The organism is Rathayibacter sp. Leaf296 (genome assembly GCF_001423045.1).
Lineage (GTDB): Bacteria > Actinomycetota > Actinomycetes > Actinomycetales > Microbacteriaceae > Rathayibacter > Rathayibacter caricis.
Genome location: NZ_LMNR01000001.1, coordinates 1,527,207 through 1,549,269, shown reverse-complemented (window position 1 = coordinate 1,549,269; position 22,063 = coordinate 1,527,207). Strand labels below are relative to the sequence as shown.

The window sequence follows — 22,063 nt, the reverse complement described above, 5'->3', positions numbered from 1 at the left end:
ATCCCCCTCCCCCGTCGGATCGCCAAGAGCGCTCCCACGCCGGGCGCGTCGATCCTCAACGGGCGGCGAGGGCGTGCGCCTGCTCGATCGCCGTGACGACGGCGAGGGCCTCGTGCACGTCGACGGGGGCCGGGGCGCCGTCCTGCAGGGTGCGGGCGACACCCTCGTAGAACGACGCGTAGCGGCCGCGCTCACTGGGCACGGGGCGGCGTCCGGAGTCGTCCGTCAGCACTCCCCACTCCTCGCGCGGGACCTCGCCGAAGCCGACGTCGTCGACCCGTGCTCCCCCGTGCCGCAGCGCGGTCTCCTGCGGGTCGAGCCCGTCGACCGAGAAGGCGGCTCCCGTGCCGAGGACGCGGAACCGCGGTCCGGTCGTCCGCGCGACGCGGCTCATGGTCAGATGCGAGCGGACCCCGCCGCGGTGCAGGAGCGAGACGAAGGCGTCGTCCTCGCTCGCGCCGCCCGCGTGCACGGTCCGCGTCTCGGCGGCGGTCACGGTCGCGGGTCCGAAGAGCACGAGCGCCTGGTCGACGAGGTGGCTGCCGAGGTCGAAGAGGATCCCGCCGCCCTGCTCAGGGCCGATGGCGCTCTGCCAGCGCCCGGTCTTCGGCGCGCTCCAGCGCTCGAACGTCGACTCGAAGCGCACGACCTCGCCGAGGACGCCCTCATCGAGCAGTCGCCGCAGCGTCAGGAAGTCGGCGTCCCAGCGCCGGTTCTGGAACACGAGGACGGGAGCGCCGCTCGCCTCCGACGCCGCGAGGATCACCTCGGCGTCGGCGACGGTCGGAGCGAACGGCTTGTCGACCACGACCGCGACACCCGTCTCGAGCACGGCGACCGCCTGCTCGCGGTGCACCGACGGCGGAGACGCGAGCACCACGAGGTCAGGGCTCTCGGCGAGGGCCGCGGCGGTGTCGGCGACGATCCGCGCTCCGGGATGCGCGGCGGCGGCGCTCGCGGCGCGCTCTGCGTCCGACGTCGCCACCGCGACGATCTCGAACGAAGGATCGGCGGCCAGGAACGGAGCGTGGAACACGCTGCCGGCCAGCCCGTAGCCGACGATCGCGACGCGGATCACGTCGAGGCGCCCGGCACGTCCACGGCACCGCCGAAGCGGCGGGAGCGACCGGAGTAGTGCTCGATCGCCTCCCACAGGTCGGTCCGCGAGAAGTCGGGCCAGAGGCGGTCGAGGAACACCATCTCGGCGTACGCGCTCTGCCAGAGCAGGAAGTTGCTGGTGCGCTGCTCGCCGGAGGAGCGCAGGAAGAGGTCGACGTCGGGCATCTCGGGCACGTAGAGCGCCTTCGCGATCGTCTTCTCGGTGATGCCGGACGGCTTCAGCCTGCCCGCCGCGACCTCGCCGGCGAGACGCTGCACGGCATCCGCGATCTCGGTGCGGCCCCCGTAGTTGACGCACATGGTGAGGGTCAGGACGTCGTTGCCCGCGGTCAGCTTCTCGGCGAACTGCAGCTCGTTGATCACCGAGGCCCAGAGGCGGGGCTTCCGCCCGGCCCAGCGGATGCGCACGCCCCACTCGTTGAGCTGGTCGCGTCGGCGGTGCAGGACGTCGCGGTTGAACCCCATCAGGAAGCGCACCTCCTCTGGCGAGCGCTTCCAGTTCTCGGTCGAGAACGCGTAGACGCTGAGGTGCTTGACCCCGATCTGGATCGCTCCCGCCACGACGTCGAGCAGCGCCGCCTCTCCGCGCTTGTGCCCCTCGATGCGGGTGAGCCCGCGCCCGTTCGCCCAGCGGCCGTTGCCGTCCATGACGATGGCGACGTGACCGGGGACCGCCTTCCGCGGCACGTCCGGCGGGTAGAGCCCGGTCCAGTCGAGCTCGCGGTAGGGCTCGGCGTCCTTGTGCGTGAAGGGCTTCATCGGGTGACGTGCTCCAGTGATCTCAGTCCTCGTTCGAGGTGGAACTGCGTGTAGGCGGCGACGACTCCGCTCGCGCGCGATCGGGTCGAGGGCTCGGTGGACTCGGCGTGCGCCCAGTCTCCGGAGAGCAGCGCGCCGAGCAGCACGACGACCTCCGGGGCGACGCGCGGAGCGCCGGGAGGAGTGCAGTCCTCGCAGACCACCCCTCCCAGCTGCACGACGACCGCGCCGTGCGGGCCGGGGGCACCGCACTTGGCGCAGTCCTCGAAGCTCGGCGCCCAGCCCGCGATCGACAGGGCGCGCAGGAGGTAGGAGTCGAGCGTCAGCACCGGCTCGTGCTCGCGCCGCGAGAGCGAGCGGAGCGCCCCGACGAGCAGCAGGTACTGCTGCAGCGAGGCGTCGGAGTCGGTCAGCCGGTCGGCCGTCTCGACCATCGCGTTCGCCGCGGTGTAGCAGTCGTAGTCGGCGGCGATCAGGGCGCCGTACGCCCCGATCGACTCGGCCTGGGTGACGATGTCGAGGCTGCGGCCCTCGTAGAGCTGCAGATCGGCGACCATGAACGGCTCGAGCCGCGAGCCGAACTTGGAGCCGGTCTTGCGGACGCCCTTGGCGACGGCGCGGATCTTGCCGTGCCCGCGCGAGAGCAGCGTCACGATGCGGTCGGCCTCGCCCAGTTTGTGCGTGCGGAGCACCACGGCTTCGTCACGGTAGGTGGGCATGACTCCGATTATCCTCCCCGCCACCGACAACCTCCCGGCCACCGGGCCGGTCGACCGACGCGGGCGTGGAACGATGGGCCGGTGGCCGCCACCCTCTTCGTGATCCCCGCCTGGGCCGACCTGCTCGCGATCGCCATCGGCTGCCTCCAGGGCGCGATGTTCGCGGGCGAGTTCCGCGACCGCCGCATCGACCTGCTCGGCGTGACGATCATCGGCACGGCGACCGGTCTGGGAGGCGGCGTGCTGCGCGATCTGCTGCTGCAGACCCCGCTCGTCGCCCTGCACACCAACGCCTACCTGATCGTGGCGGTCGCCGCCTCGCTCGTCGGGATGCTCCTCCAGCACGTGCTGAACCGCGTCGACGGCACGATCACCGCCCTCGACGCCCTGACCCTCGGGCTCTTCGGCGCGATCGGGACGACGAAGGCGCTGGCGCTCGGCGTGCCGGAGGTGCCCGCCGTCTTCGTCGGGACCGTGTCGGCGGTCGGCGGGTCGGTCATCCGGGACGTGCTGCTCAACCGGCCGATCGCGCTGATGCACGTCGGCTCGCTCTACGCGATCGCCGCGACCGCGGGCACGGCCGTGCTCGTGGCGGGACTGCGCTTCGGGATGCTCATCGACTTCGCCGCGCCGCTCGCGGTGGGCGTCACCACGCTGATCCGCCTGCTCGCCGTGCGCTACGGCTGGAGCCTGCCCGAGCAGCGCGCCCTGAACCGCGTACCCCGCCTCCACTGGCGCCGCCGCGCCTAGACCGGCGCCCTGAACCGAGGGAACCCCGACCCGTCGAGGGAACCCGCTGATGCAGGCTCCCTCGACGGGCCGGGGTTCCCTCGGCCGGACGGGTCAGACCGAGGTGGCGGCCAGCTCGAGAGCCGGCACCTCTTCGCGCAGGGCGCGGTTCACGGCCGAGACGATCGCCTTGAGGGAGGCGGTCGAGATGTCGGCGTCGACGCCCACGCCCCAGAGCGTGCGGCCGTTGACTGAGCACTCGACGTAGGAGGCGGCCAGCGCGTCGCCGCCGGCGCTGAGGGCGTGCTCGACGTAGTCCAGCACCCGCACCTCGACGCCGTGCTGGGCCAGCACGGACTCGAAGGCGTTGACCGGGCCGTTGCCGGAGGCGTTCGCCTCGATGATCTCGTCGCCGACGCGCAGCACCGCAGTGAGGGCGATCGTGCCGCCCAGGTCGCTCGAGGTGCTCGTGCGGGTCAGCTCGAAACGTCCCCACTTCTCGTCGGCGCGGTGCGCGGGAGCGGGCAGGTACTCGTCCTGGAAGATCGTCCAGATCTGCTCGCTCGTGACCTCGCCGCCCTCGGCGTCGGTCTTGGCCTGCACGACGCCCGAGAACTCGATCTGGAGGCGGCGCGGCAGGTCCAGCGCGTGGTCCGTCTTGAGCAGGTACGCGACTCCGCCCTTGCCCGACTGCGAGTTGACGCGGATGACCGCCTCGTAGGAGCGCCCCAGGTCCTTCGGGTCGACCGGCAGGTAGGGAACGGCCCAGGTGAGCTCGTCGACGCCGCGACCGGTGCGCTCGGCCTCGGCCTCCATGGCTTCGAAGCCCTTCTTGATCGCGTCCTGGTGCGAGCCGCTGAACGCGGTGAAGACCAGATCGCCCGCCCAGGGGCTGCGCTCGGGCACGGCCAGCTGGTTGCAGTACTCGGCGGTGCGCTTGATGCCGTCCATGTCGCCGAAGTCGATCTGCGGGTCGATGCCCTGAGTGAACAGGTTGACGCCCAGCGCGACGAGGTCGACGTTGCCGGTCCGCTCGCCGTTGCCGAAGAGGCAGCCCTCGATGCGATCGGCACCGGCCAGGTAGCCCATCTCGGCGGCGGCGACGGCGGTGCCGCGGTCGTTGTGCGGGTGCAGCGACAGGATGATGTTCTCGCGCTGCGCCAGGTTCCGGCTCATCCACTCGATCGAGTCGGCGTAGACGTTCGGAGTCGCCATCTCGACGGTGGCGGGCAGGTTCAGGATGACCTTGCGGTCGGCGGTCGGCTCGAAGACCTCGACGACGCGGTCGCAGATCTCCCGGGCGAACTCGAGCTCGGTGCCGGTGTAGCTCTCGGGCGAGTACTCGTAGTAGACGGTGGTCCCGGGGACCGACGCCTCCATCTCGCGGCACTTGCGCGCCCCGGCGAGGGCGATGTCGATGATCCCCTGGCGGTCCTTGCGGAACACGACCTCGCGCTGCAGCACGCTGGTGGAGTTGTAGAGGTGCACGATCGCCTGGCGAGCGCCGCGGATCGACTCGTAGGTGCGCTCGATGAGGTGGTCGCGGGCCTGGGTCAGCACCTGGATGGTGACGTCCTCCGGGATCGCGCCCTCCTCGATCAGGCTGCGCACGAAGTCGAAGTCGGTCTGGCTGGCGCTGGGGAAGCCGACCTCGATCTCCTTGTAGCCCATCGAGACGAGCAGGTCGAACATGATCCGCTTGCGCTCGGGGCTCATCGGGTCGATCAGCGCCTGGTTGCCGTCGCGGAGGTCGACGGCGCACCAGCGCGGCGCCGTGGTGATCCGCTTGGTCGGCCACGTGCGGTCGGGCAGATCGACGGTGATCTGCTCGTGGTAGGGCCGGTACTTGTGGATCGGCATGGACGAGGGCTTCTGCGTGTTCTTCATGGGGTCTCCTGACGCGGATGCGCGCCCGTGTCGGTCTCGCGGGGATCCGGTGTCGGATGCGACCTCGCGAAGGGAACTGCGATCAGGCGTCGACGGACTCCGCGACGAGGGAGGCCTGGGGGTTAGGACTCGTCGCGGCAGCTAAGAAGGAGCAGACCGAAGCGCACGCGGCCAGGCTAGCACTGCGCGGCGCCCGGGTCACCCGCGGGGGCTCAGGCGACGAGGCCGTTCTCGTAGGCGTAGACGACGAGCTGCACGCGGTCGCGGAGCCCGAGCTTGCCGAGGGTCCGGCTGATGTGGGTCTTCACCGTCGCCTCGCTGAGGAACTCCGCGGTCGCGATCTCGGTGTTGCTCAGACCCCTCGCGGCGTGGTGGAAGATCTCGCGCTCGCGATCGGTCAGCGTCGAGAACGCGGCGGGCGTCTCGCGTCCGCTGCCCGGCGCACCGAAGTGCTCGAACAGCTCCCGGGTCGCGGAGGCGGCCACGACGGCCGTCCCGGCGTGCACCGTCCGCACGGACGCGAGGAGGAACCCCGGCTCGGTGTCCTTGAGGAGGAAGCCGCTCGCCCCGGCGCGGATGGCCCGGGCGGCCGCCTCGTCGAGGTCGAAGGTCGTGAGGACGAGGATGCGCGGCGGCTCGGTCCCCGTCTCGGCAGCCCGCGCGAGGATCCGCCGGGTGGACTCGATGCCGTCGACACCGGGCATGCGGATGTCCATCAGCACCACGTCCGGTGCGACGCGGCCCACCAGATCGGCGCCCTCGGCGCCGTCCGACGCCTCGCCGACCACCTCGAGGTCGGGCTGGGAGCTCAGGAGCATGCGGATGCCGGCGCGGAAGAGCGCCTGGTCGTCGACGAGGACGATGCGGATGGGGTCGGTCATGACGGGGTGCCTCCGGAGGCGAGCGACGGGTCGAGCGGGACGGGTGCGGTGCGCGGCGGGACGACGGGAGCGGGCAGCCGGGCGTCGACGACGAAGTCGTCGCCCACCGGTCCGGCCTGCAGGGCTCCGCCCGCGAGGACGGCGCGCTCGCGCATCCCGATGAGACCGTGGCCCTCCCCCGGGGTCGCGAGCGCGTCCTCGCAGCGGGCGTTGCGGACGGTGAGCACGACGTCGGCGCCGTCGCGTCGCAGAGCGACGTCGAGAGGAGCGCCGGGGCGGCCGTGGCGGAGGGCGTTGGTGGTCGCCTCCTGAGTGATCCGGTAGAGCGCCAGCCCGGTCGCGCGCGGCACGGACTCGAGGTCAAGCCCGATCTCCGTGCGCACCGGCGCACCGGTGCCGCTCACGCTCTCGAGCAGCGCGGGCAGGTCGCGCGCCTCGGGCTGGGGGCCGTCGGCCTGGCTGTGCCGGAGCTGCGCCAGGAGCTGGCGGACGTCGCCGAGCGCGTCGCGCGCGACTCCCGAGATGGTGAGCAGCGCCGCATCGGTCTGCTCGGGGCTGCCCGCGCCGAGGTAGCGGGCGCCGTCGGCCTGGGCGATGACGACCGCGAGCGAGTGGGCGACGACGTCGTGCATGTCGCGGGCGATGCGGTTGCGCTCCTCGACGGTGTCGAGCTCGCGCTGGGCCCGTGCCCGCTCGCGCTCCGCCTCGTCGCGGAGCGCCTGCCCCTCGCGGGCGCGTCGCGCGGCGCGGGAGAGGAGCCCGACCGTCCACGAGAGTCCGAGCGTCGCGAGGATCCCGCCGAACGACGCCACGACGGTGATCAGGCTGCTGGGCGAGTCCTGCGCGAGGCCGAAGGCGATCGAGAGGTAGCCCACCGCGACCGTCGAGCCGACGACGGCTGAGACTGCCCCTGCCGTCCGCACCGTCTTCGACGCGGCGGCTCCCGCTCCGAAGAGCACGACGAGGATCGCCAGATCGGAGGGAGCGGGCTCCAGCCGGACGCTCATCTGCAGAACGGCGCCGACCCACGCGATGCCGAGGGCGAGTCCGGGCGCGCGCCGGTGCAGCACGAGCGCGACGGCCAGCACTCCGGCCACGAACGGGTGCAGCGAATCGACGTCCACCGAGTACGGGACGACCGAGATCGCGAGCAGGACGAGGGCCTGTGCACCGGCCGATCCGACCGCGAAGGCGTCCTGGGGCCCGGCGAGGCGGACCAGGAGGCGTTCGGTCGGGTCGTCGATGCCGACCGGCGAGCGGAGCCCGCGGAGGAAGGACAGCACCGCGACCGCCGCCAGGACCGCGGCGACGAGCACCGCCACCGCGACCAGGACGAGGAAGTCGATGCTCGGCGACGGCTCCGGGGCGTCGAACGACGGTCGGAGCGACGCCGACGCGACGATCCCGCCGATCCCCGCGAGCAGCAGCGCTCCGACCAGCGCCAGCGACCGGGTCCACGGGCCCAGGCGGCGCGCCGTCGACCAGAGCACGACCGCTCCGACGACGACGCCGTCGAGCGGAAGCCCGGCGACCGGGACCGCGCCGCCGAGGAGCATGCCCGAGGCGGCCAGGGTCGGCGCGAGCGCGGGCAGATAGCCGGCCAGCGCCAGGGCGAGGCCGAGCAGCAGGCCGGCGGACGGATGCGCGCTCGACACGCCGCTCGTCAGCGCCAGCAGGTGCGCGGCCGCGAGGAGCGCCCCCGCGATCGGGAGCGTCGCCGGACGGTCCAGGAGCACGCGCATGCCTCTCACGCTAGACGTCGAGCACGGCGGCGTCGTCGTCCCGGCGGCTGATCGGCGTGCGCCGACGGGATCAGAAGCCCAGTCGGCCCAGCAGCTTCGGGTCGCGCTGCCACTCCTTCGCGACCTTCACCCGGATCGAGAGGAACACGCGGCGGCCGAGGAGCCGCTCGATCTGCTCGCGGGAGACGGCGCCGACCTCGCGCAGGCGCTGACCGCCCTTGCCGATGATGATGCCCTTCTGGCTGTCGCGCTCGACGAAGACGTTGGCGTAGATGTCGATGAAGGAGCCGTCCTCGCGCTCGACCATGTCGTCGAGGGTCACGGCGAGCGAGTGCGGCAGCTCGTCCGAGACGCCCTCGAGAGCGGCCTCGCGGATGAACTCGGCGATGCGGGAGCCGAGGTCCTCGTCCGTCACGGCCTCCTCGGGGTAGAGGGCGGGCGACACGGGCATCAGGCGGAGGAGCTCCACGGCGAGCACGTCGAGCTGCTCGTCGGTCACGGCCGAGATCGGGACGATCGTGTCCCACTCCCGCAGCTCCGAGACGGCCAGCAGCTGCTTCGCGACCGACTTCTTCGACGAGAGGTCGACCTTCGAGACGATCGCGACCTTGCGGGCGCGCGGGAACGCATCGAGCTGCTCGTTGATGAAGCGGTCGCCGGGGCCGATCGGCTCGTCGGCCGGGAAGAGCATCCCGATCACGTCGACGTCGCCGAGCGTGGAGGTGACGAGGGAGTTGAGCCGCTCGCCGAGCAGGGTGCGGGGGCGGTGGATGCCCGGGGTGTCGACCACGATGAGCTGGCCGTCGGGTCGGTGCACGATGCCGCGGATCGCGCGGCGGGTCGTCTGGGGCTTGGAGCTCGTGATGGCGATCTTCTCGCCGACGAGGGCGTTCGTCAGGGTCGACTTGCCGACGTTCGGGCGGCCGACGAACGACACGAATCCCGCTCGGAAGGGCGTCGTGGGCGGGCTGGTGTCGGTCATCGTGCGTCCTCGTTCTGTCTGTCCTCGGCGGGGGTGCCCGCTGCCCGGGCCCGCTCGGCACGGGCCTGGGCGGCCCGTCCGTCCCGCGCACGCGTGTCGCGCGAGCGGGGGTCCCGGCTCCGAGTATCCCCGGTCCGCGCGCCCTCGGCGGCGTCCTCGCCGCCCTCGACCACGATCGGCACCGGGCCGGTGCCCGACTCGTTCGCCGGATCGTGGTCGGGATCGCGCCGCACCAGGACCGTCGAGATCGTGCCCCGGCGGGCGTCGGCCTGCTCCGCTTCGAGGATCACACCGCCGATTCGGGCGCTGGATCCGCGATCAGGCAGTCGTCCGTACGCCTTGGTGAGAAGTCCGCCGACCGAGTCGACGTCGTCGTCCTCGAGGTCGATCTCGAAGAGCTCGCCGAGCTCGTCGACCGGGAGGCGCGCCGAGACGCGGTACACGCCCGGCTCGATCTCCTCGAACAGGTCGACCTCGCGGTCGTACTCGTCCGAGATGTCGCCGACCAGCTCCTCGATGAGGTCCTCGAGCGTGACGAGGCCGGCGATGCCGCCGTACTCGTCGACGACCATCGCGAGGTGGTTCGACTCCAGCTGCATCTGGCGCAGCAGCTCGTCCGCCTTCTTCGACTCCGGCACGAACAGGGCCGGCCTCGCCAGGTCGGCGACGACGTCGTCGTCGTCCGGTCGCTCGTAGGTGTGGCGGGCGACGTCGCGGAGGTAGAGCACGCCCAGCACGTCGTCGACGCCCTCGCCGATGACCGGGAGCCGCGAGATGCCGCGGCTGAGGAGCAGCCCCATGCCGGCTCCGATCGACGCGGTCGCCTCGATCGTCACCATGTCGGTGCGCGGCACCATCACCTCGCGGACGAGGGTGTCGTTGAACTCGAAGATCGAGTGGATGAGCTCGCGGTCGTCCTGCTCGAGGACGGACTGCTCGGTGGCCTCGTCGACCATGCTGAGCAGCTGCTCCTCGGACGAGAAGCCCGCCGAGCGACCCGTTCCCGGAGTGACGCGGTTGCCGAGGGCGACCAGTCCGTGGGCCACGGGGCCCAGCGCGACCCGCAGGACGTGCACCAGCGACGCGCTCGTGCCCAGGACCGCCCGGGCGTGCGCCCGGCCGACGCTGCGCGGGCTCGAGCCCACCAGGACGAACGAGACGGCCGCCATGATCAGGATCGCCAGCAGCAGGGCGAGCCAGAGCTGGTCGACGACCACGACGAGCACCGTGGTGACGAACACGGCGGCCGTCGTCTCGGCGGCGATCCGCGAGAAGTTGACGACGTTGACGTGCGCGCTCATGTCGCCCGCGATGGCGCGCAGGGCGCGGGCGCTGCGGGAGTGGTTCGCCATCTCGAGCACGTCGCTGCGCGAGAGGACGCCCAGAGCGGCGTCGGTGGCGGCGAACCAGCCGCCGACGGCGACGAGCGCCAGAGCGGCGATGAGGAGCTGGAGGGTCAGCACGGCGAGGCCTAGCGGCGTCGCTCGCTGATGTGGAAGCCCACGAGGATGTCGCGCTGGATGCCGAACATCTCGCGCTCCTCCTCCGCCTCCGCGTGGTCGAAGCCGAGCAGGTGCAGGAGCCCGTGCGCGGTCAGCAGCAGCAGCTCGTCGAGGACGGAGTGGCCCGCGGCCTCGGCCTGGGTCTGCGCGACCTGCGGGCAGAGCACGATGTCGCCGAGCAGGCCCGCTGGGGTCTGCTCGTCCTCGGTGCCGGGTCGCAGCTCGTCCATCGGGAAGCTGAGCACGTCGGTCGGGCCCGGCTCGTCCATCCACTGCACGTGCAGCTGCTCCATCGCGCCCTCGTCGACCAGGACGATCGCGAGCTCGGCGTCGGGGTGCACGTGCAGCGAGTCGAGCGCGTACCCGGCGAGGCGCAGCAGCGCCGCCTCGTCGACGGGGACGCTCGACTCGTTGTTGATCTCGATGCTCACGGGGGCGGTGTTCCTCTTCGTCGGAGTGGGTCGGGTGCGCGGGTCAGCCGCGCGGGCGCTTGGGCTGCGCGTCGCCGGCGGAGCGGGGCGAGCCCGCGCGCCGCTCCGCGCGGTTGGCGAACTCGCGCGCCTGATCGCGCTCGTAGTGCTGCGCCTGCTTCTGCTGGTCGTACTCGGTGTAGGCGTCCACGATGCGTCCGACGAGGCTGTGGCGCACCACGTCCTCGCTGGTCAGCCTCGAGAAGTGGATGTCGTCGATCCCGTCGAGCACGCGCGTGACGAGCCGCAGACCGCTGGCGCCGGTGGGCAGGTCGACCTGCGTGATGTCGCCGGTGATGACCATCCGGGAGCCGAAGCCGAGCCGGGTGAGGAACATCTTCATCTGCTCGGGCGTGGTGTTCTGGGCCTCGTCGAGCACGACGAACGAGTTGTTGAGCGTGCGACCGCGCATGTAGGCGAGCGGAGCGACCTCGATCGTGCCGGCGGCCAGGAGCTTGGGCACGATCTCCGGGTCCATCATCTCGTTGAGGGCGTCGTAGAGCGGGCGCAGGTAGGGGTCGATCTTGTCGGTGAGCGAGCCGGGCAGGTAGCCGAGCCGCTCCCCCGCCTCCACCGCCGGGCGGGTCAGGATGATCCGCTCGACCTCCTTGCGCTGCAGGGCCTGGACGGCCTTCGCCATCGCGAGGTAGGTCTTGCCCGTTCCGGCGGGGCCGATGCCGAACACGATGGTGTTCTGATCGACGGCGTCGACGTACTCGCGCTGCCCGAGGGTCTTCGGCCGGATGCTCTTGCCGCGTGCGGTCAGGATCGCCTGCCCGAAGGCCTCGGACGGGCTGACCGGCCCGCCGCTCTCGAGGATGCGAGCGGACTCGCGCACCCCGTCGGGGTCGAGGTCGTGGCCGCCTGCGGTCATGGTCACCAGTTCTTCCACCAGTCGCGCCGCCGCGGAGACGGGTGCGCGCTCGCCCTCGAGCGTCACCTCGTTGCCGCGCACGTGCACCTGGACGTCGGGGAATCGCGATTCGACCGCTCGGATGAGGCGGTCCTGAGGTCCGAGGAGGCGCACCATGGCGACTCCGTCGACGGCGACGACGCGCCGCGTCGTGCCGGGTGTCGTCGAGCCGGTCGCGAGCGACTCGGCGGTGGTCGGAGGGACGGGCTCGTCGCCCGCGTGGTCAACCGGTGGCAAGGGAGCCTTCCGTCAGGTGTCCGCCCAGGACGTGGGCGTGGACGTGGAACACGGTCTGGCCGGCCGCTTCGCCCGAGTTGAAGACGAGGCGGAACTGCCCGCCGCAGTGGGAATCGGCCAGGGTCTGCGCGACCTGCACCAACTCTGCGAGGAGGGCCGGATCGGCGGCGCCGAGCTCGGCGACGGTCGCGTACTCCTGGCTCTTGGGGAAGATCAGGAGGTGGACCGGCGCTTTCGGCGCGATGTCGGTGATGGCGAGAACCCGCTCGTTCTCGAACACCACGTCGGCGGGGATCTCGCCCCGGACGATGCGCGTGAAGACGGTGGGTTCGCTCATGCCTTCATCTTAAACGGCGTGCGGCCCCGAACGGGGCCCCGTTCGCCGTCAGCGCGCGCTCCGGCTACCAGCGGCCCAGTCGCGCCGAGAGCACTGCGATGGCCGCGGGGCCGGCGGTGGAGGTGCGCAGCACGGTGTCGCCGAGCGCGACGGCCTCGGCGCCCGCCTCCGCGAGCAGCCGCAGCTCCTCCGGAGCGACGCCGCCCTCCGGACCCACGACGAGCACGAGATCGCGGCCGTCGGGCTCGATCGCCGACAGCCGGACCTCGGCCGAGGGCTCCAGCACGAGGACGCGGTCGGTCGCCGCGCGGTCGGCGAGCGCACGCGTCGACGCGAGCGGCGAGACCTCGGGCACCCTGGCCCGGAGCGACTGCTTGCTCGCCTCGCGGACGATGCTGCGCCAGCGCTCGCGGCCCTTCTCCTCCTTGGGGCCGCTCCAGCGCGAGATCGAGCGGGCGGCCTGCCACGGCACGACCTCGTCGACGCCCAGCTCGGTCGCGGCCTGCACCGCGAGCTCGTCCCGGTCGCCCTTCGCGAGGGCCTGCACGAGCACGAGCCTCGGCGACGGCGGGGCCGCCTCCTCCACGGACTCGACGACGAGCACCACCCTCGACGGCTCCGAGCTCTCGACGACGGCCGTGGCGACGCGGCCGCGCCCGTCTCCGACGCGGATCGTCTCCCCGGCGCGGATCCGGCTCACCGTCGCGGCGTGACGCGCCTCCGCGCCGGTCAGCGCGAGCCGGCCGCCGACGACGACGTCGCCGGAGTCGAGCGACTCGTCGATGTAGTGGTGGGCCACGACCGCGCTCCGATCAGCCGAGGAAGCGGTCGCGGAGCTTCGAGAAGAGGCCCTGCTGGAAGTGGGTCAGCGCGGGCTTCTGCGGCTTGTAGTGCTTCGCGAACTCCTGCACGAGCTCGCGCTCGCGGTGCCCGAGCTTGGTCGGAGTCACGACCTGGATGCCCACGCGCAGGTCGCCGCGGCCGTTGCCGCGCAGCTTGGTCACTCCGCGCCCCTTGATCGTGACGATCTCGGTGCTCTGCGTGCCGGGCTTGATCTCGATCTCGATGTCGCCGTCGAGCGCCGCGAGCGTCGTCGTGGAGCCGAGGATCGCATCCGTCATCTGCACCTCGAGGGTGGCGAGCAGGTCGTCGCCGTTGCGGCTGAAGACGTCGTGGTGCTTGACCTTGATCTCGAGGTAGAGATCGCCGTTGGGCCCGCCGGCCGGGCCGACCTCGCCGCTGCCGGGCATCTGCAGGCGAAGGCCCGTGTCGACGCCCGCGGGGACGTCGACGGGGATCGTGCGGCGCGCGCGCACGCGACCCTGACCCTGGCAGGTCGAGCACGGGGTGGCGATGACGGTGCCGTAGCCGCGGCACGTACCGCAGGGGCTGGCCGTCATCACGTTGCCCAGCAGCGAGCGGACGGTGCGCTGGATCTGGCCGGAGCCGTGGCAGATGTCGCAGGTGACCGGCGAGGTGCCGGGCTGGCAGCACGAGCCCTGGCAGGTCTCGCAGAGCACCGCCGTGTCGACCTCGAGGTCGCGGTGCGTGCCGAAGATGACCTCGTCGAGCGACACCTCGACGCGCAGCAGCGCGTCCTGGCCGCGCTCGCGACGGGAGCGGGGCCCGCGGGACGAGCCCTGCGCACCCTGGCCGAAGAACGTCTCGAAGATGTCCCCGAACCCGCCGAAGCCCTGCGCGCCGCCGGGGAAGCCCTCCTGGGGTCCGCGGTCGTACTGCTGGCGCTGCTGCGCGTCGCTCAGGACGTCGTAGGCGTGCGTGACGAGCTTGAAGCGCTCGGACGCGTCGGCGCTCGGGTTGACGTCGGGGTGGAGCTCGCGGGCGAGTCGGCGGTACGCCTTCTTGATCTCGTCGGCGGAGGCGTCGCGGGCGACGCCCAGCACTTCGTAGTGATCGGCCACAGGTGGCTTCGTCCTTCGTTCGTGGGTCGGTGCACCGGGCACGGCGGACCTGATGGGAGCCGGGGCGACCGGCGAGTCGGGAAGAGCGGGCTAGTCCTCGCCGAGGAGGCGGGAGAGGTAGCGGGCGACGGCGCGCACCGCGGCGATGTTGCCGGAGTAGTCCATCCTGATCGGTCCGAGGACCCCCAGGCGCGAGACCTGGCCGCCGGCGGTGTTGTAGCCGCTGGTGAGGACGGACGTCTCCTGGAGGCCGAACGGCGCGTTCTCGCGGCCGATGCGCACCGAGATGCCGCGCGGATCCGGGACCATCTCGGCGAACAGGCGCAGCAGCTCCACCTGCTCCTCGATCGCCTCGAGCACCGGGTAGATGCTGCCCGAGAAGTCCTCCTCGGTGCGGACGAGGTTGGCCGCGCCGGCCATCACCAGGCGGTCCTGGCGGTTGGCGCCGACCTGCTCGAGCAGGGTCTGCAGGATCGGCGCCAGGACGTCGCGCCGCTCGGGCGTGAAGCGCTCGGCGGCCGACTGCAGGGTCTCGGCGGCGGCCTGGAGCCCGAGGCCCAGGACGGCCGTGTTCAGCTTGGCGCGGATCTCGCCGAGGAACTCGTCGTCGATGTCGGCGGGGGTCTCGAGGACGCGCTGGTCCACCCGGCCGGTGTCGGTGATGAGCACCGAGAGCAGCCGGCGCGGCGCGAGGGCGACGAGCTCCACGTGGCGGATCCGCGCGGCTCCGAACGAGGGGTACTGCACGAGGGCGACGCTGTTCGTGAGCTGCGAGAGCAGCCGCACGGTCTTCACGAGTACCTCGTCGAGATCGGGGCTCTGCCCGAGGAAGGTCTCGATGGCCTGGCGCTGCGCCGCGGTGAGCGGGCGCAGATCGGTGAGCCGATCGACGAAGAGGCGGTAGCCCTTGTCGGTCGGCACGCGTCCGGAGGAGGTGTGGGGAGCCGCGATGAGCTCCTCCTCCTCGAGCTGCGCCATCTCGTTCCGGATGGTCGCCGCCGAGACGCCGAAGGCGTGCCGCTCGACGATCGACTTCGAGCCCACGGGCTCGCGATGGGCCACGTAGTCCTGCACGATCACGCGCAGGACCTGGAGACCGCGCTCCGTCACCATACGACCGACCTCCCGCCGAGCTCCGCGTGCCTCGCGGCACGGACCACCGCGGCGCCGTCGCGCCGCTCGGAGCTTGGCACTCCGCAACTCCGAGTGCCAATCATACCCGCGAGCAGGGCCGCGGAGGGGTCCGACCGCGATCCGCGCGGTGGCGGGACAGCGCGCCGCACGACGTGCCACGATGGACGCCGTGCGCACGGGGTCGCCCGGCGCGATCACGTCGGAATCAGGAGCCCACATGTCGACCACGCCGCCCCCTCCCCCGCCCCCCGCCTACAGCACTCCCGCGCCGCCGCTGAACCCGGCCGATGAGAAGACCTGGGCGATCGTCACCCACGTCCTCGGCATCTTCTTCAGCTTCATCCCGTCGCTGATCGTGTACCTGGTCTTCAAGGGCCGCGGGCCGTTCCTGGAGGCGCACGCGAAGACCGCGCTGAACTTCCACCTCACGACGCTGATCGCCTACGTCGCGGGCACGATCCTGTCGTTCGTGCTGGTGGGCTTCATCGTGTTCCTCGTGGTGCCGATCCTCGTGATCGTCTTCGCGATCATCGCCTCGGTGCGCGCGAGCGCCGGCGAGTACTACACGTACCCGCTGAGCATCCCGTTCTTCAAGTAGAGGGAGTCGGGGAACCCTCCCTGCTGGTCGGGTAGCCGCCGGAGGCGGCGTATCGAGACCCACGTCCCCTGCAGGGGCCGGTCTCGATACGCCCGCTTCGCGGGCTGCTCGACCAGCGGGCGGCTGGATCCCGCTCAGCCGTCGGTCAGGCGCCGCACGACGGCGTCGGCCAGCAGGCGGCCGCGCAGCGTGAGCACCACGCGGCCGTGCAGCGCCGCACGACCCTCGATCAGCCCGTCGGCGATGAGGCCCGCGACCTCTCGGCGGCGCTCCGGATCGATCGAGTCGATCGGCAGCCCGTCCGACAGGCGCGAGCGCAGCAGCACGTCCTCGACTCCGCGCGTCGCCTCGTCGAGCGTCTCCCGGCCGGCCGCCGGAGAGGACCCCGCGCGCAGCCGATCCGCGTACGCCGCCGGGTGCTTCACGTTCCACCAGCGCACGCCGCCCACGTGGCTGTGCGCGCCCGGACCGACGCCCCACCAGTCGTGCCCGAGCCAGTAGGACAGGTTGTGCCGCGACCGGTGCGCGTCGTCGATCGCCCAGTTGCTCACCTCGTACCAGGAGTAGCCCGCGCTCGCGAGTCGGGCATCCGCCAGCTCGTACATGTCGGCCGTCAGGTCGTCGTCGGGGGTCGCGACCTCGCCGCGGCGGATCTGACGGGCGAGCTTCGTCCCGTCCTCGACGATCAGCGCGTACGCCGAGAGATGGTCGGGACGGTTCGCGAGGGCGGAGTCGAGCGATCGCTCCCAGTCGGCGAGCGACTCCCCCGGCGTGCCGTAGATGAGGTCGAGGCTCACCTGCAGGCCCGCCTCGCGCGCCCACTCGACCACCAGCGGGACGCGCTCGGGGTCGTGCGTGCGCTCGAGGGTCGCGAGCACGTGCGGCACGGCCGACTGCATCCCGAAGCTGACCCGCGTGAATCCCGCGTCGGCGAGCGTGCGCAGATAGGCGTCGTCGACGGAGTCGGGGTTCGCCTCCGTCGTGATCTCGGCGCCCTCGGCGATGCCGAAGCGTGAGCGCAGCCCGTCGAGCATGCGGACGAGGTCCTCGGCCGGGAGGAGCGTGGGCGTCCCTCCGCCGAAGAAGACCGTGGCGGCGGGCCGCTCGGGGAGCCCGGCACGCCGGAGCACCTCGGCGCCGAGCGTCATCTCGGCGACGGCCTGCTCGGCGTAGTCCGACTGCTTCGCTCCGCGCAGCTCGGTCGCGGTGTAGGTGTTGAAGTCGCAGTAGCCGCAGCGCACCCGGCAGAACGGGACGTGGACGTACAGGCCGAGGTCGCGCTGGTCCGCGCCCGCGGCGACGGAGGCGGGCAGGAGCCCGTCGAGCGGAGCGGGATCGGCGAGAGGGAGGGCGCTGCCCACGTCAGCTGACGCGCGCCGGGAGCAGGGCGCGCAGGTACTTCTTGACCTGCCTCTTCTGCACCGCGCGCAGCACGGGCGTGCCGAGCCGGTAGAGGCGGGTGGAAGGACGCGAGAAGACGCGGATCACGAGCCAGACGGAGTCGTCGGCCCGCTTCTCGACCACGAACGACTCCTCGCCGCTCTCGGGGTGCCCCTCGAGCGTGCCGTAGGCGAAGCCGACCTGGTCGGGCTCGTCGACGACGTAGACGACGCGGACGGGAGCGTCGAAGGTCCGGCCGAGGAGGTCGATCTTGAGCACGGCGGTGACGCCGGCGGTGATGTAAGGGGTGCCGTCCGGGCCGAACCGCTCCTCCGTGGGGCGGCTCGTGAGGTCGATGGGGGTGCCGGCCGAGTCGAAGTTGACGCCGGTGTACTGCACGCCGCTGCCGGTGGTGATGTCCTCGACGCGGATGCCGCTGCCGCGCTGCACGCCCCACGTCATGAGCGACGCGGTCGTGATGGCGAAGCGCTCGTCGCCCGAGCCCAGGCGGGCCTCGAACCGCTCGGCGGTGAAGCCGTCCGGCGGGTACTCGAGCAGGTCGGGGGCGAGGGTGCCGCCGACGGCCGCGTAGGTGACCTGCGGCTGCCCCTCGAAGCTCGAGCGCCGGACGCTCACTTCGCGGCCTCCGTCGCCGGTGCGTCCTCGCCGAGAGGTGAGGTCCTCGAGTCCGTCAGCATCGCCGATCCCGTCCCGCGGGCATGTCCGTCCATTTGACCCAGCGTATCCGACAGTGTGCCGGGTGGGCCCGGTGCACGGGAAGAGCCCGGGCCCTCCTGCCGTCGGCAGGGAGGACCCGGGCTCCGGGGAGTCGACTCAGGCGCAGGGCGTGAGCTTCGCGACGGCGTCGGACAGGGTGCCCTCACCGCCGAGCAGGACGACCCGCGTCGTTCCCGCGTTCTTCAGGTCGTTCAGGACGGCCTGGGGCACGCAGTCCGGGCGGACGGCGAACAGGGGCGCGTTGGCGTAGCCCGCCGCAGCCGCACCCGCGAGTGCGTCGGGGAACTTCTCACCGGTCGCGAAGAAGGCCGTCTTGGCCTTGCCGAAGGCGGCGCGGTTGAGCTGCTCCGACGTGTCGTAGCGGTCCGTTCCGCCGATGCGGGTCTTGTTCGCCACGGTCAGCGAGTTCTCGATGCCGGTGCTGACCGACAGCGCGCTGCCCGCGATGGTCAGATCGGACACGCGCAGGCCCGAGACGATCCGCTGCGTCGTCACGTCGGCCGACGGCAGTCCGCCGTTGACGAGGACCACCGGGGCGTCGGACGAGCCGGCCGCCGCGCTGGCGCTCAGGGCGTCGGGGAACTTCTCACCCGTGGCGAGCCACGCGTCGGACGATCCGCCGGAGAAGACCCGCGAGATGAGCTGACGGGACGTGTCGTAGCGGTCCACTCCGCCGATGCGCACGGTCTTGCCGGCCGGCGCGTAGGCGGAGAGCTGGCCGAGGAGGCGGTCGCTGACGCTGAGCGCGGAGCCGACCACGACGATGTTCTTCGGCGCGAGGCGCGTCAGCTCATCCGTGACGACCTTGCTCACCGAGTCGGTGTCGACGAGCAGGAGCGGTCCGCCCTGCTTCGCCGCCGCCGGGCCGGCGCTGAGGGCGTCGGGGAAGTTCGAGCCGGTGGCGATGTAGACGACCGGGACGCCGGGGGTCCGGAAGACCGACTTGGAGACCTCGACGGCCGTTCCCTGGCGGTCGGTGCCGGCGAGGCGGGTGACGGTCGGGCCGCCGGCGGGCGGCGGGGTGACCGGGGTGCCGTCGACGGTGAGGGGGGCCTTCACGCGCACGACGGAGCCTGCAGGCTGCTCGTCGCCCTTGCTCACACCCGTGATCACGACGGAGGGGCCGGCGTCGGGCGTGGTGCCGACCTGGCCGGCGTAGCGGTCGAAGAAGGCCTGCGGAGGCGTGACCGAGATCGCCGACGCGTCGCTGTCCACCGTGAACGGCGCCGTGATGTCGGGGTTGGCCCCGATCCCCACCTTCGCACCGGCGCCCTGCAGGTCGAAGAACCCGGGGACTCCGGATTCGAGCACGAGTGCGTCACCCGAGGCGACGGGAGACAGGCGTCCTCCGCCCGCCCAGAAGATGCCGCCGTTGACCTTCGTAGCGGCGGTGGAGGTCGACAGGTCGATGACGTTGTCGGCTCCCGCACCGGGTGCCCCGACGCTCACGAAGGTGTCGATGTCGAGGATGAAGCCGGTGTTCGTGGCGGCTCCCTGCGGAGTGACGGCGTCCGTGGCGGGGCGGACCGCGTCGACGAGGGAGATCTTGGCCCCGGGCAGGCCGAAGGAGCCCAGCGGCTGAGCCAGGGCCAGAGTGATCGAGTTCGTCGTCGCATCCAGAGTGGACTCGCCACTGAGGAGTATGCCGTCGCCGTTCTCGATCTGCCATCCGATGGTCTCGTAGGCGGGGTGCGACCACTCGGTGAACGCTGCGGGCTTCGCGGTCGACGGCAGGACGATGTCGAGCGTCGTCGCGTCCCCTGACACGGCCTCCACCTGCGCAGTCGAGTACTTGTACGTGTCCGACCACACGTACGGCGACGGCGAGACCGGCACCGTCCGGTTGATCGCGGCCGCCGGTCCTGCCGCGGCGAGCGTGCTCGCCGCCACTGCCGCGACTCCGGCGAGCGCTACTGCCGCTCGCACTCTGTTCCTGTTCGAGACTTGCGCGCGCGTGAGCTGCACGGTCCCCACCCTCCGTTGAATCGATGAAGGGCCGACCATCGACGCTCGAGCCCCCCGTGCAGATGACCTGCAGCCGCGTCTGGCGTCTGAAAGCTATCGGGGTATCCGGTACGGCCGCAACGTCCCCCGTCCGGGGACGTCACACAGGCGCGGCTGCAGCCCTACTTCTTGTCCTTGGTCTCGACGTCGCCCGAGAGCGCGGCGATGAACGCCTCCTGCGGCACCTCGACGCGGCCCACCATCTTCATGCGCTTCTTGCCCTCCTTCTGCTTCTCGAGGAGCTTGCGCTTGCGGGTGATGTCACCGCCGTAGCACTTGGCCAGGACGTCCTTGCGCATCGCGCTGATCGACTCGCGCGCGATGATCCGGGCGCCGATCGCGGCCTGGATGGGGACCTCGAACTGCTGACGCGGGATGAGCTTCCGCAGGCGTCCGGTCATGAGGACGCCGTAGGCGTAGGCCTTCTCACGGTGCACGATCGCGCTGAACGCGTCGACCTGCTCGCCCTGGAGCAGGATGTCGACCTTGACGAGGTCGGCCTCCTGATCGCCCGCCGGCTCGTAGTCGAGCGACGCGTAGCCGGCCGTCTTGGACTTGAGGTTGTCGAAGAAGTCGAAGACGATCTCGCCGAGCGGCATGTGGTAGCGGATCTCGACCCGGTCCTCGCCGAGGTACTCCATGCCGATCAGGGTGCCGCGCCGGCTCTGGCACAGCTCCATGATCGTGCCGACGTAGTCCTTCGGCGCGAGGATCGCGGCCTTGACGATCGGCTCGGTGACCGAGGCGATCTTGCCGCCGGGGAACTCGCTCGGGTTGGTCACGGTGACGGTCTTCTTGTCCTCCGTGGTCACCTCGTAGATGACGGAGGGCGCCGTGGTGATGAGGTCGAGGCCGAACTCGCGATCCAGGCGCTCGGTCACGATCTCGAGGTGCAGCAGCCCCAGGAAGCCGCAGCGGAAGCCGAAGCCCAGCGCGACGGAGGTCTCGGGCTCGTAGACGAGCGCCGCGTCCGACAGCTTGAGCTTGTCGAGGGCCTCGCGGAGATCGGGGTAGTCGCTGCCGTCGATCGGGTAGAGGCCCGAGAAGACCATGGGGAGCGGCTCGGTGTAGCCGGGAAGCGCCTGCGTCGCCGGCTTGGCCGCGGTCGTGACCGTGTCGCCGACCTTCGACTGGCGGACGTCCTTCACTCCGGTGATCAGGTAGCCGACCTCGCCGACCGCGAGGCCCTTCGTGGCGACCGGCTCGGGGCTGGAGACGCCGATCTCGAGGATCTCGTGCGTCGCCCGGGTCGACATCATCTGGATCTTCTCGCGCGGCGAGAGCTTGCCGTCGATCATGCGGACGTAGGTGACGACTCCGCGGTAGGCGTCGTAGACCGAGTCGAAGATCATGGCGCGCGCGGGGGCGTCGGCGTCGCCGACGGGCGGCGGGATGAGCTGTGTGACGCGGTCGAGGAGGGCCTCGACCCCCATGCCCGTCTTGCCCGAGACGCGCAGCACGTCGTCGGGATCGCCGCCGATGAGGCTCGCGAGCTCCTTCGCGTACTTGTCCGGGTCGGCGGCGGGGAGGTCGATCTTGTTCAGGACCGGGATGATCGTGAGGTCGTTCTCGAGCGCGAGGTAGAGGTTCGCGAGGGTCTGCGCCTCGATGCCCTGCGCGGCGTCGACCAGGAGGATCGCGCCCTCGCAGGCGGCCAGCGAGCGGCTCACCTCGTACGAGAAGTCGACGTGCCCGGGGGTGTCGATCATGTTGAGGGCGAAGGTCCGGCCCTCGTGCTCCCACGGCATGCGCACGGCCTGCGACTTGATGGTGATGCCGCGCTCGCGCTCGATGTCCATCCGATCGAGGTACTGCGCGCGCATCGCCCGGTCCTCGACCACGCCCGTGATGCCGAGCATGCGATCGGCGAGGGTGGACTTGCCGTGATCGATGTGGGCGATGATGCAGAAGTTGCGGATGGACGCCGGATCGGTCGCGGCGGGCTCGAGCCCGAGGTGTGCACGTGGAGACATCGTGGGGCCATTGTCCCACGGCCGGGGTGCGGCGGCG

20 protein-coding genes are annotated in these 22,063 nt (G+C 71.6%); 2 read left to right on the top strand and 18 right to left on the bottom strand.

All coding sequences use genetic code 11. The annotated features are described in order from the left end of the window. Nucleotides 1–55 precede the first annotated feature (55 nt). Genes ASF46_RS07150 through recO form a run of 3 tightly spaced genes read right to left on the bottom strand, consistent with a single transcriptional unit; the run spans nt 56 to nt 2,597 of the window. The gene (locus ASF46_RS07150; RefSeq protein WP_056866931.1) at nt 56–1,078 is read right to left on the bottom strand and encodes a Gfo/Idh/MocA family oxidoreductase; all 1,023 of its coding nucleotides are present in this window, start codon (nt 1,076–1,078) and stop codon (nt 56–58) included. Then, entirely contained in the window at nt 1,075–1,878 is an 804-nt protein-coding gene (locus ASF46_RS07145) for an isoprenyl transferase (RefSeq protein ID WP_055792863.1), read from the bottom strand. The genes ASF46_RS07150 and ASF46_RS07145 overlap by 4 nt, the downstream gene beginning before the upstream one ends. Continuing rightward, nucleotides 1,875–2,597 (bottom strand): DNA repair protein RecO, encoded by a 723-nt coding sequence (gene recO, locus ASF46_RS07140; RefSeq protein WP_056866930.1) that lies wholly within the window; start codon nt 2,595–2,597, stop codon nt 1,875–1,877. The genes ASF46_RS07145 and recO overlap by 4 nt, the downstream gene beginning before the upstream one ends. Before the next feature lie 81 nt (nt 2,598–2,678). On the opposite strand from recO, the gene ASF46_RS07135 reads away from it, so the two are divergent. Next, nucleotides 2,679–3,347: a trimeric intracellular cation channel family protein gene (locus ASF46_RS07135; protein ID WP_055792869.1), complete on the top strand. Its 669-nt coding sequence runs from the start codon at nt 2,679–2,681 to the stop codon at nt 3,345–3,347. Nucleotides 3,348–3,440: 93 nt separating this feature from the next. On the opposite strand, the gene leuA is transcribed toward ASF46_RS07135, so the two are convergent. The 11 genes from leuA to hrcA all read right to left on the bottom strand — a co-directional run bounded on the left by leuA (nt 3,441) and on the right by hrcA (nt 15,312). Next, entirely contained in the window at nt 3,441–5,213 is a 1,773-nt protein-coding gene (leuA, locus tag ASF46_RS07130; RefSeq protein ID WP_056866929.1) for a 2-isopropylmalate synthase, read from the bottom strand. A 212-nt stretch (nt 5,214–5,425) separates the two neighbouring features. Continuing rightward, complete coding sequence (locus ASF46_RS07125; RefSeq protein ID WP_056866928.1) at nt 5,426–6,094, bottom strand: response regulator; 669 nt, start codon at nt 6,092–6,094, stop codon at nt 5,426–5,428. Then, nucleotides 6,091–7,836 (bottom strand): sensor histidine kinase, encoded by a 1,746-nt coding sequence (locus ASF46_RS07120; protein ID WP_056866927.1) that lies wholly within the window; start codon nt 7,834–7,836, stop codon nt 6,091–6,093. The genes ASF46_RS07125 and ASF46_RS07120 overlap by 4 nt, the downstream gene beginning before the upstream one ends. Before the next feature lie 70 nt (nt 7,837–7,906). After that, on the bottom strand, nt 7,907–8,818 hold the full coding sequence (gene era / locus ASF46_RS07115; RefSeq protein WP_055792880.1) for a GTPase Era: 912 nt from the start codon (nt 8,816–8,818) through the stop codon (nt 7,907–7,909). Beyond that, nucleotides 8,815–10,281: a hemolysin family protein gene (locus ASF46_RS07110; RefSeq protein ID WP_082485296.1), complete on the bottom strand. Its 1,467-nt coding sequence runs from the start codon at nt 10,279–10,281 to the stop codon at nt 8,815–8,817. Before ASF46_RS07110 ends, era begins: the two co-directional genes overlap by 4 nt. Nucleotides 10,282–10,289: 8 nt before the next feature. Further along, nucleotides 10,290–10,751: an rRNA maturation RNase YbeY gene (ybeY, locus tag ASF46_RS07105; RefSeq protein ID WP_055792884.1), complete on the bottom strand. Its 462-nt coding sequence runs from the start codon at nt 10,749–10,751 to the stop codon at nt 10,290–10,292. Between the two features lie 43 nt (nt 10,752–10,794). Then, nucleotides 10,795–11,820: a PhoH family protein gene (locus ASF46_RS07100; protein ID WP_082485402.1), complete on the bottom strand. Its 1,026-nt coding sequence runs from the start codon at nt 11,818–11,820 to the stop codon at nt 10,795–10,797. Nucleotides 11,821–11,926: 106 nt separating this feature from the next. Continuing rightward, nucleotides 11,927–12,277 (bottom strand): HIT domain-containing protein, encoded by a 351-nt coding sequence (locus tag ASF46_RS07095; protein ID WP_056866925.1) that lies wholly within the window; start codon nt 12,275–12,277, stop codon nt 11,927–11,929. A gap of 64 nt (nt 12,278–12,341) precedes the next feature. Continuing rightward, nucleotides 12,342–13,076, bottom strand: coding sequence for a 16S rRNA (uracil(1498)-N(3))-methyltransferase (locus ASF46_RS07090; RefSeq protein WP_056866924.1), 735 nt, complete (start codon nt 13,074–13,076; stop codon nt 12,342–12,344). Between the two features lie 13 nt (nt 13,077–13,089). Then, a complete protein-coding gene (gene dnaJ / locus ASF46_RS07085; protein WP_055792897.1) occupies nt 13,090–14,199 on the bottom strand; it encodes a molecular chaperone DnaJ in 1,110 nt (369 codons plus the stop codon). 90 nt (nt 14,200–14,289) lie between these two features. Beyond that, entirely contained in the window at nt 14,290–15,312 is a 1,023-nt protein-coding gene (gene hrcA, locus ASF46_RS07080; protein ID WP_055792900.1) for a heat-inducible transcriptional repressor HrcA, read from the bottom strand. A gap of 238 nt (nt 15,313–15,550) precedes the next feature. Between hrcA and ASF46_RS07075 the strand changes: the two genes are divergently transcribed. Continuing rightward, nucleotides 15,551–15,931 (top strand): DUF4870 domain-containing protein, encoded by a 381-nt coding sequence (locus ASF46_RS07075; protein WP_055792903.1) that lies wholly within the window; start codon nt 15,551–15,553, stop codon nt 15,929–15,931. 134 nt (nt 15,932–16,065) lie between these two features. Here the strand turns inward: ASF46_RS07075 and hemW are convergent, their stop codons facing one another. The 4 genes from hemW to lepA all read right to left on the bottom strand — a co-directional run bounded on the left by hemW (nt 16,066) and on the right by lepA (nt 22,026). Beyond that, nucleotides 16,066–17,292, bottom strand: coding sequence for a radical SAM family heme chaperone HemW (hemW, locus tag ASF46_RS07070; protein WP_056866923.1), 1,227 nt, complete (start codon nt 17,290–17,292; stop codon nt 16,066–16,068). A 1-nt stretch (nt 17,293) separates the two neighbouring features. Continuing rightward, the gene (locus ASF46_RS07065; RefSeq protein WP_056866922.1) at nt 17,294–17,947 is read right to left on the bottom strand and encodes a DUF1990 family protein; all 654 of its coding nucleotides are present in this window, start codon (nt 17,945–17,947) and stop codon (nt 17,294–17,296) included. A 198-nt stretch (nt 17,948–18,145) separates the two neighbouring features. Continuing rightward, nucleotides 18,146–19,975: a cell wall-binding repeat-containing protein gene (locus tag ASF46_RS07060; protein ID WP_162240166.1), complete on the bottom strand. Its 1,830-nt coding sequence runs from the start codon at nt 19,973–19,975 to the stop codon at nt 18,146–18,148. Between the two features lie 200 nt (nt 19,976–20,175). Beyond that, nucleotides 20,176–22,026, bottom strand: coding sequence for a translation elongation factor 4 (gene lepA, locus ASF46_RS07055; protein WP_055792916.1), 1,851 nt, complete (start codon nt 22,024–22,026; stop codon nt 20,176–20,178). Between the last annotated feature and the right edge of the window lie 37 nt (nt 22,027–22,063).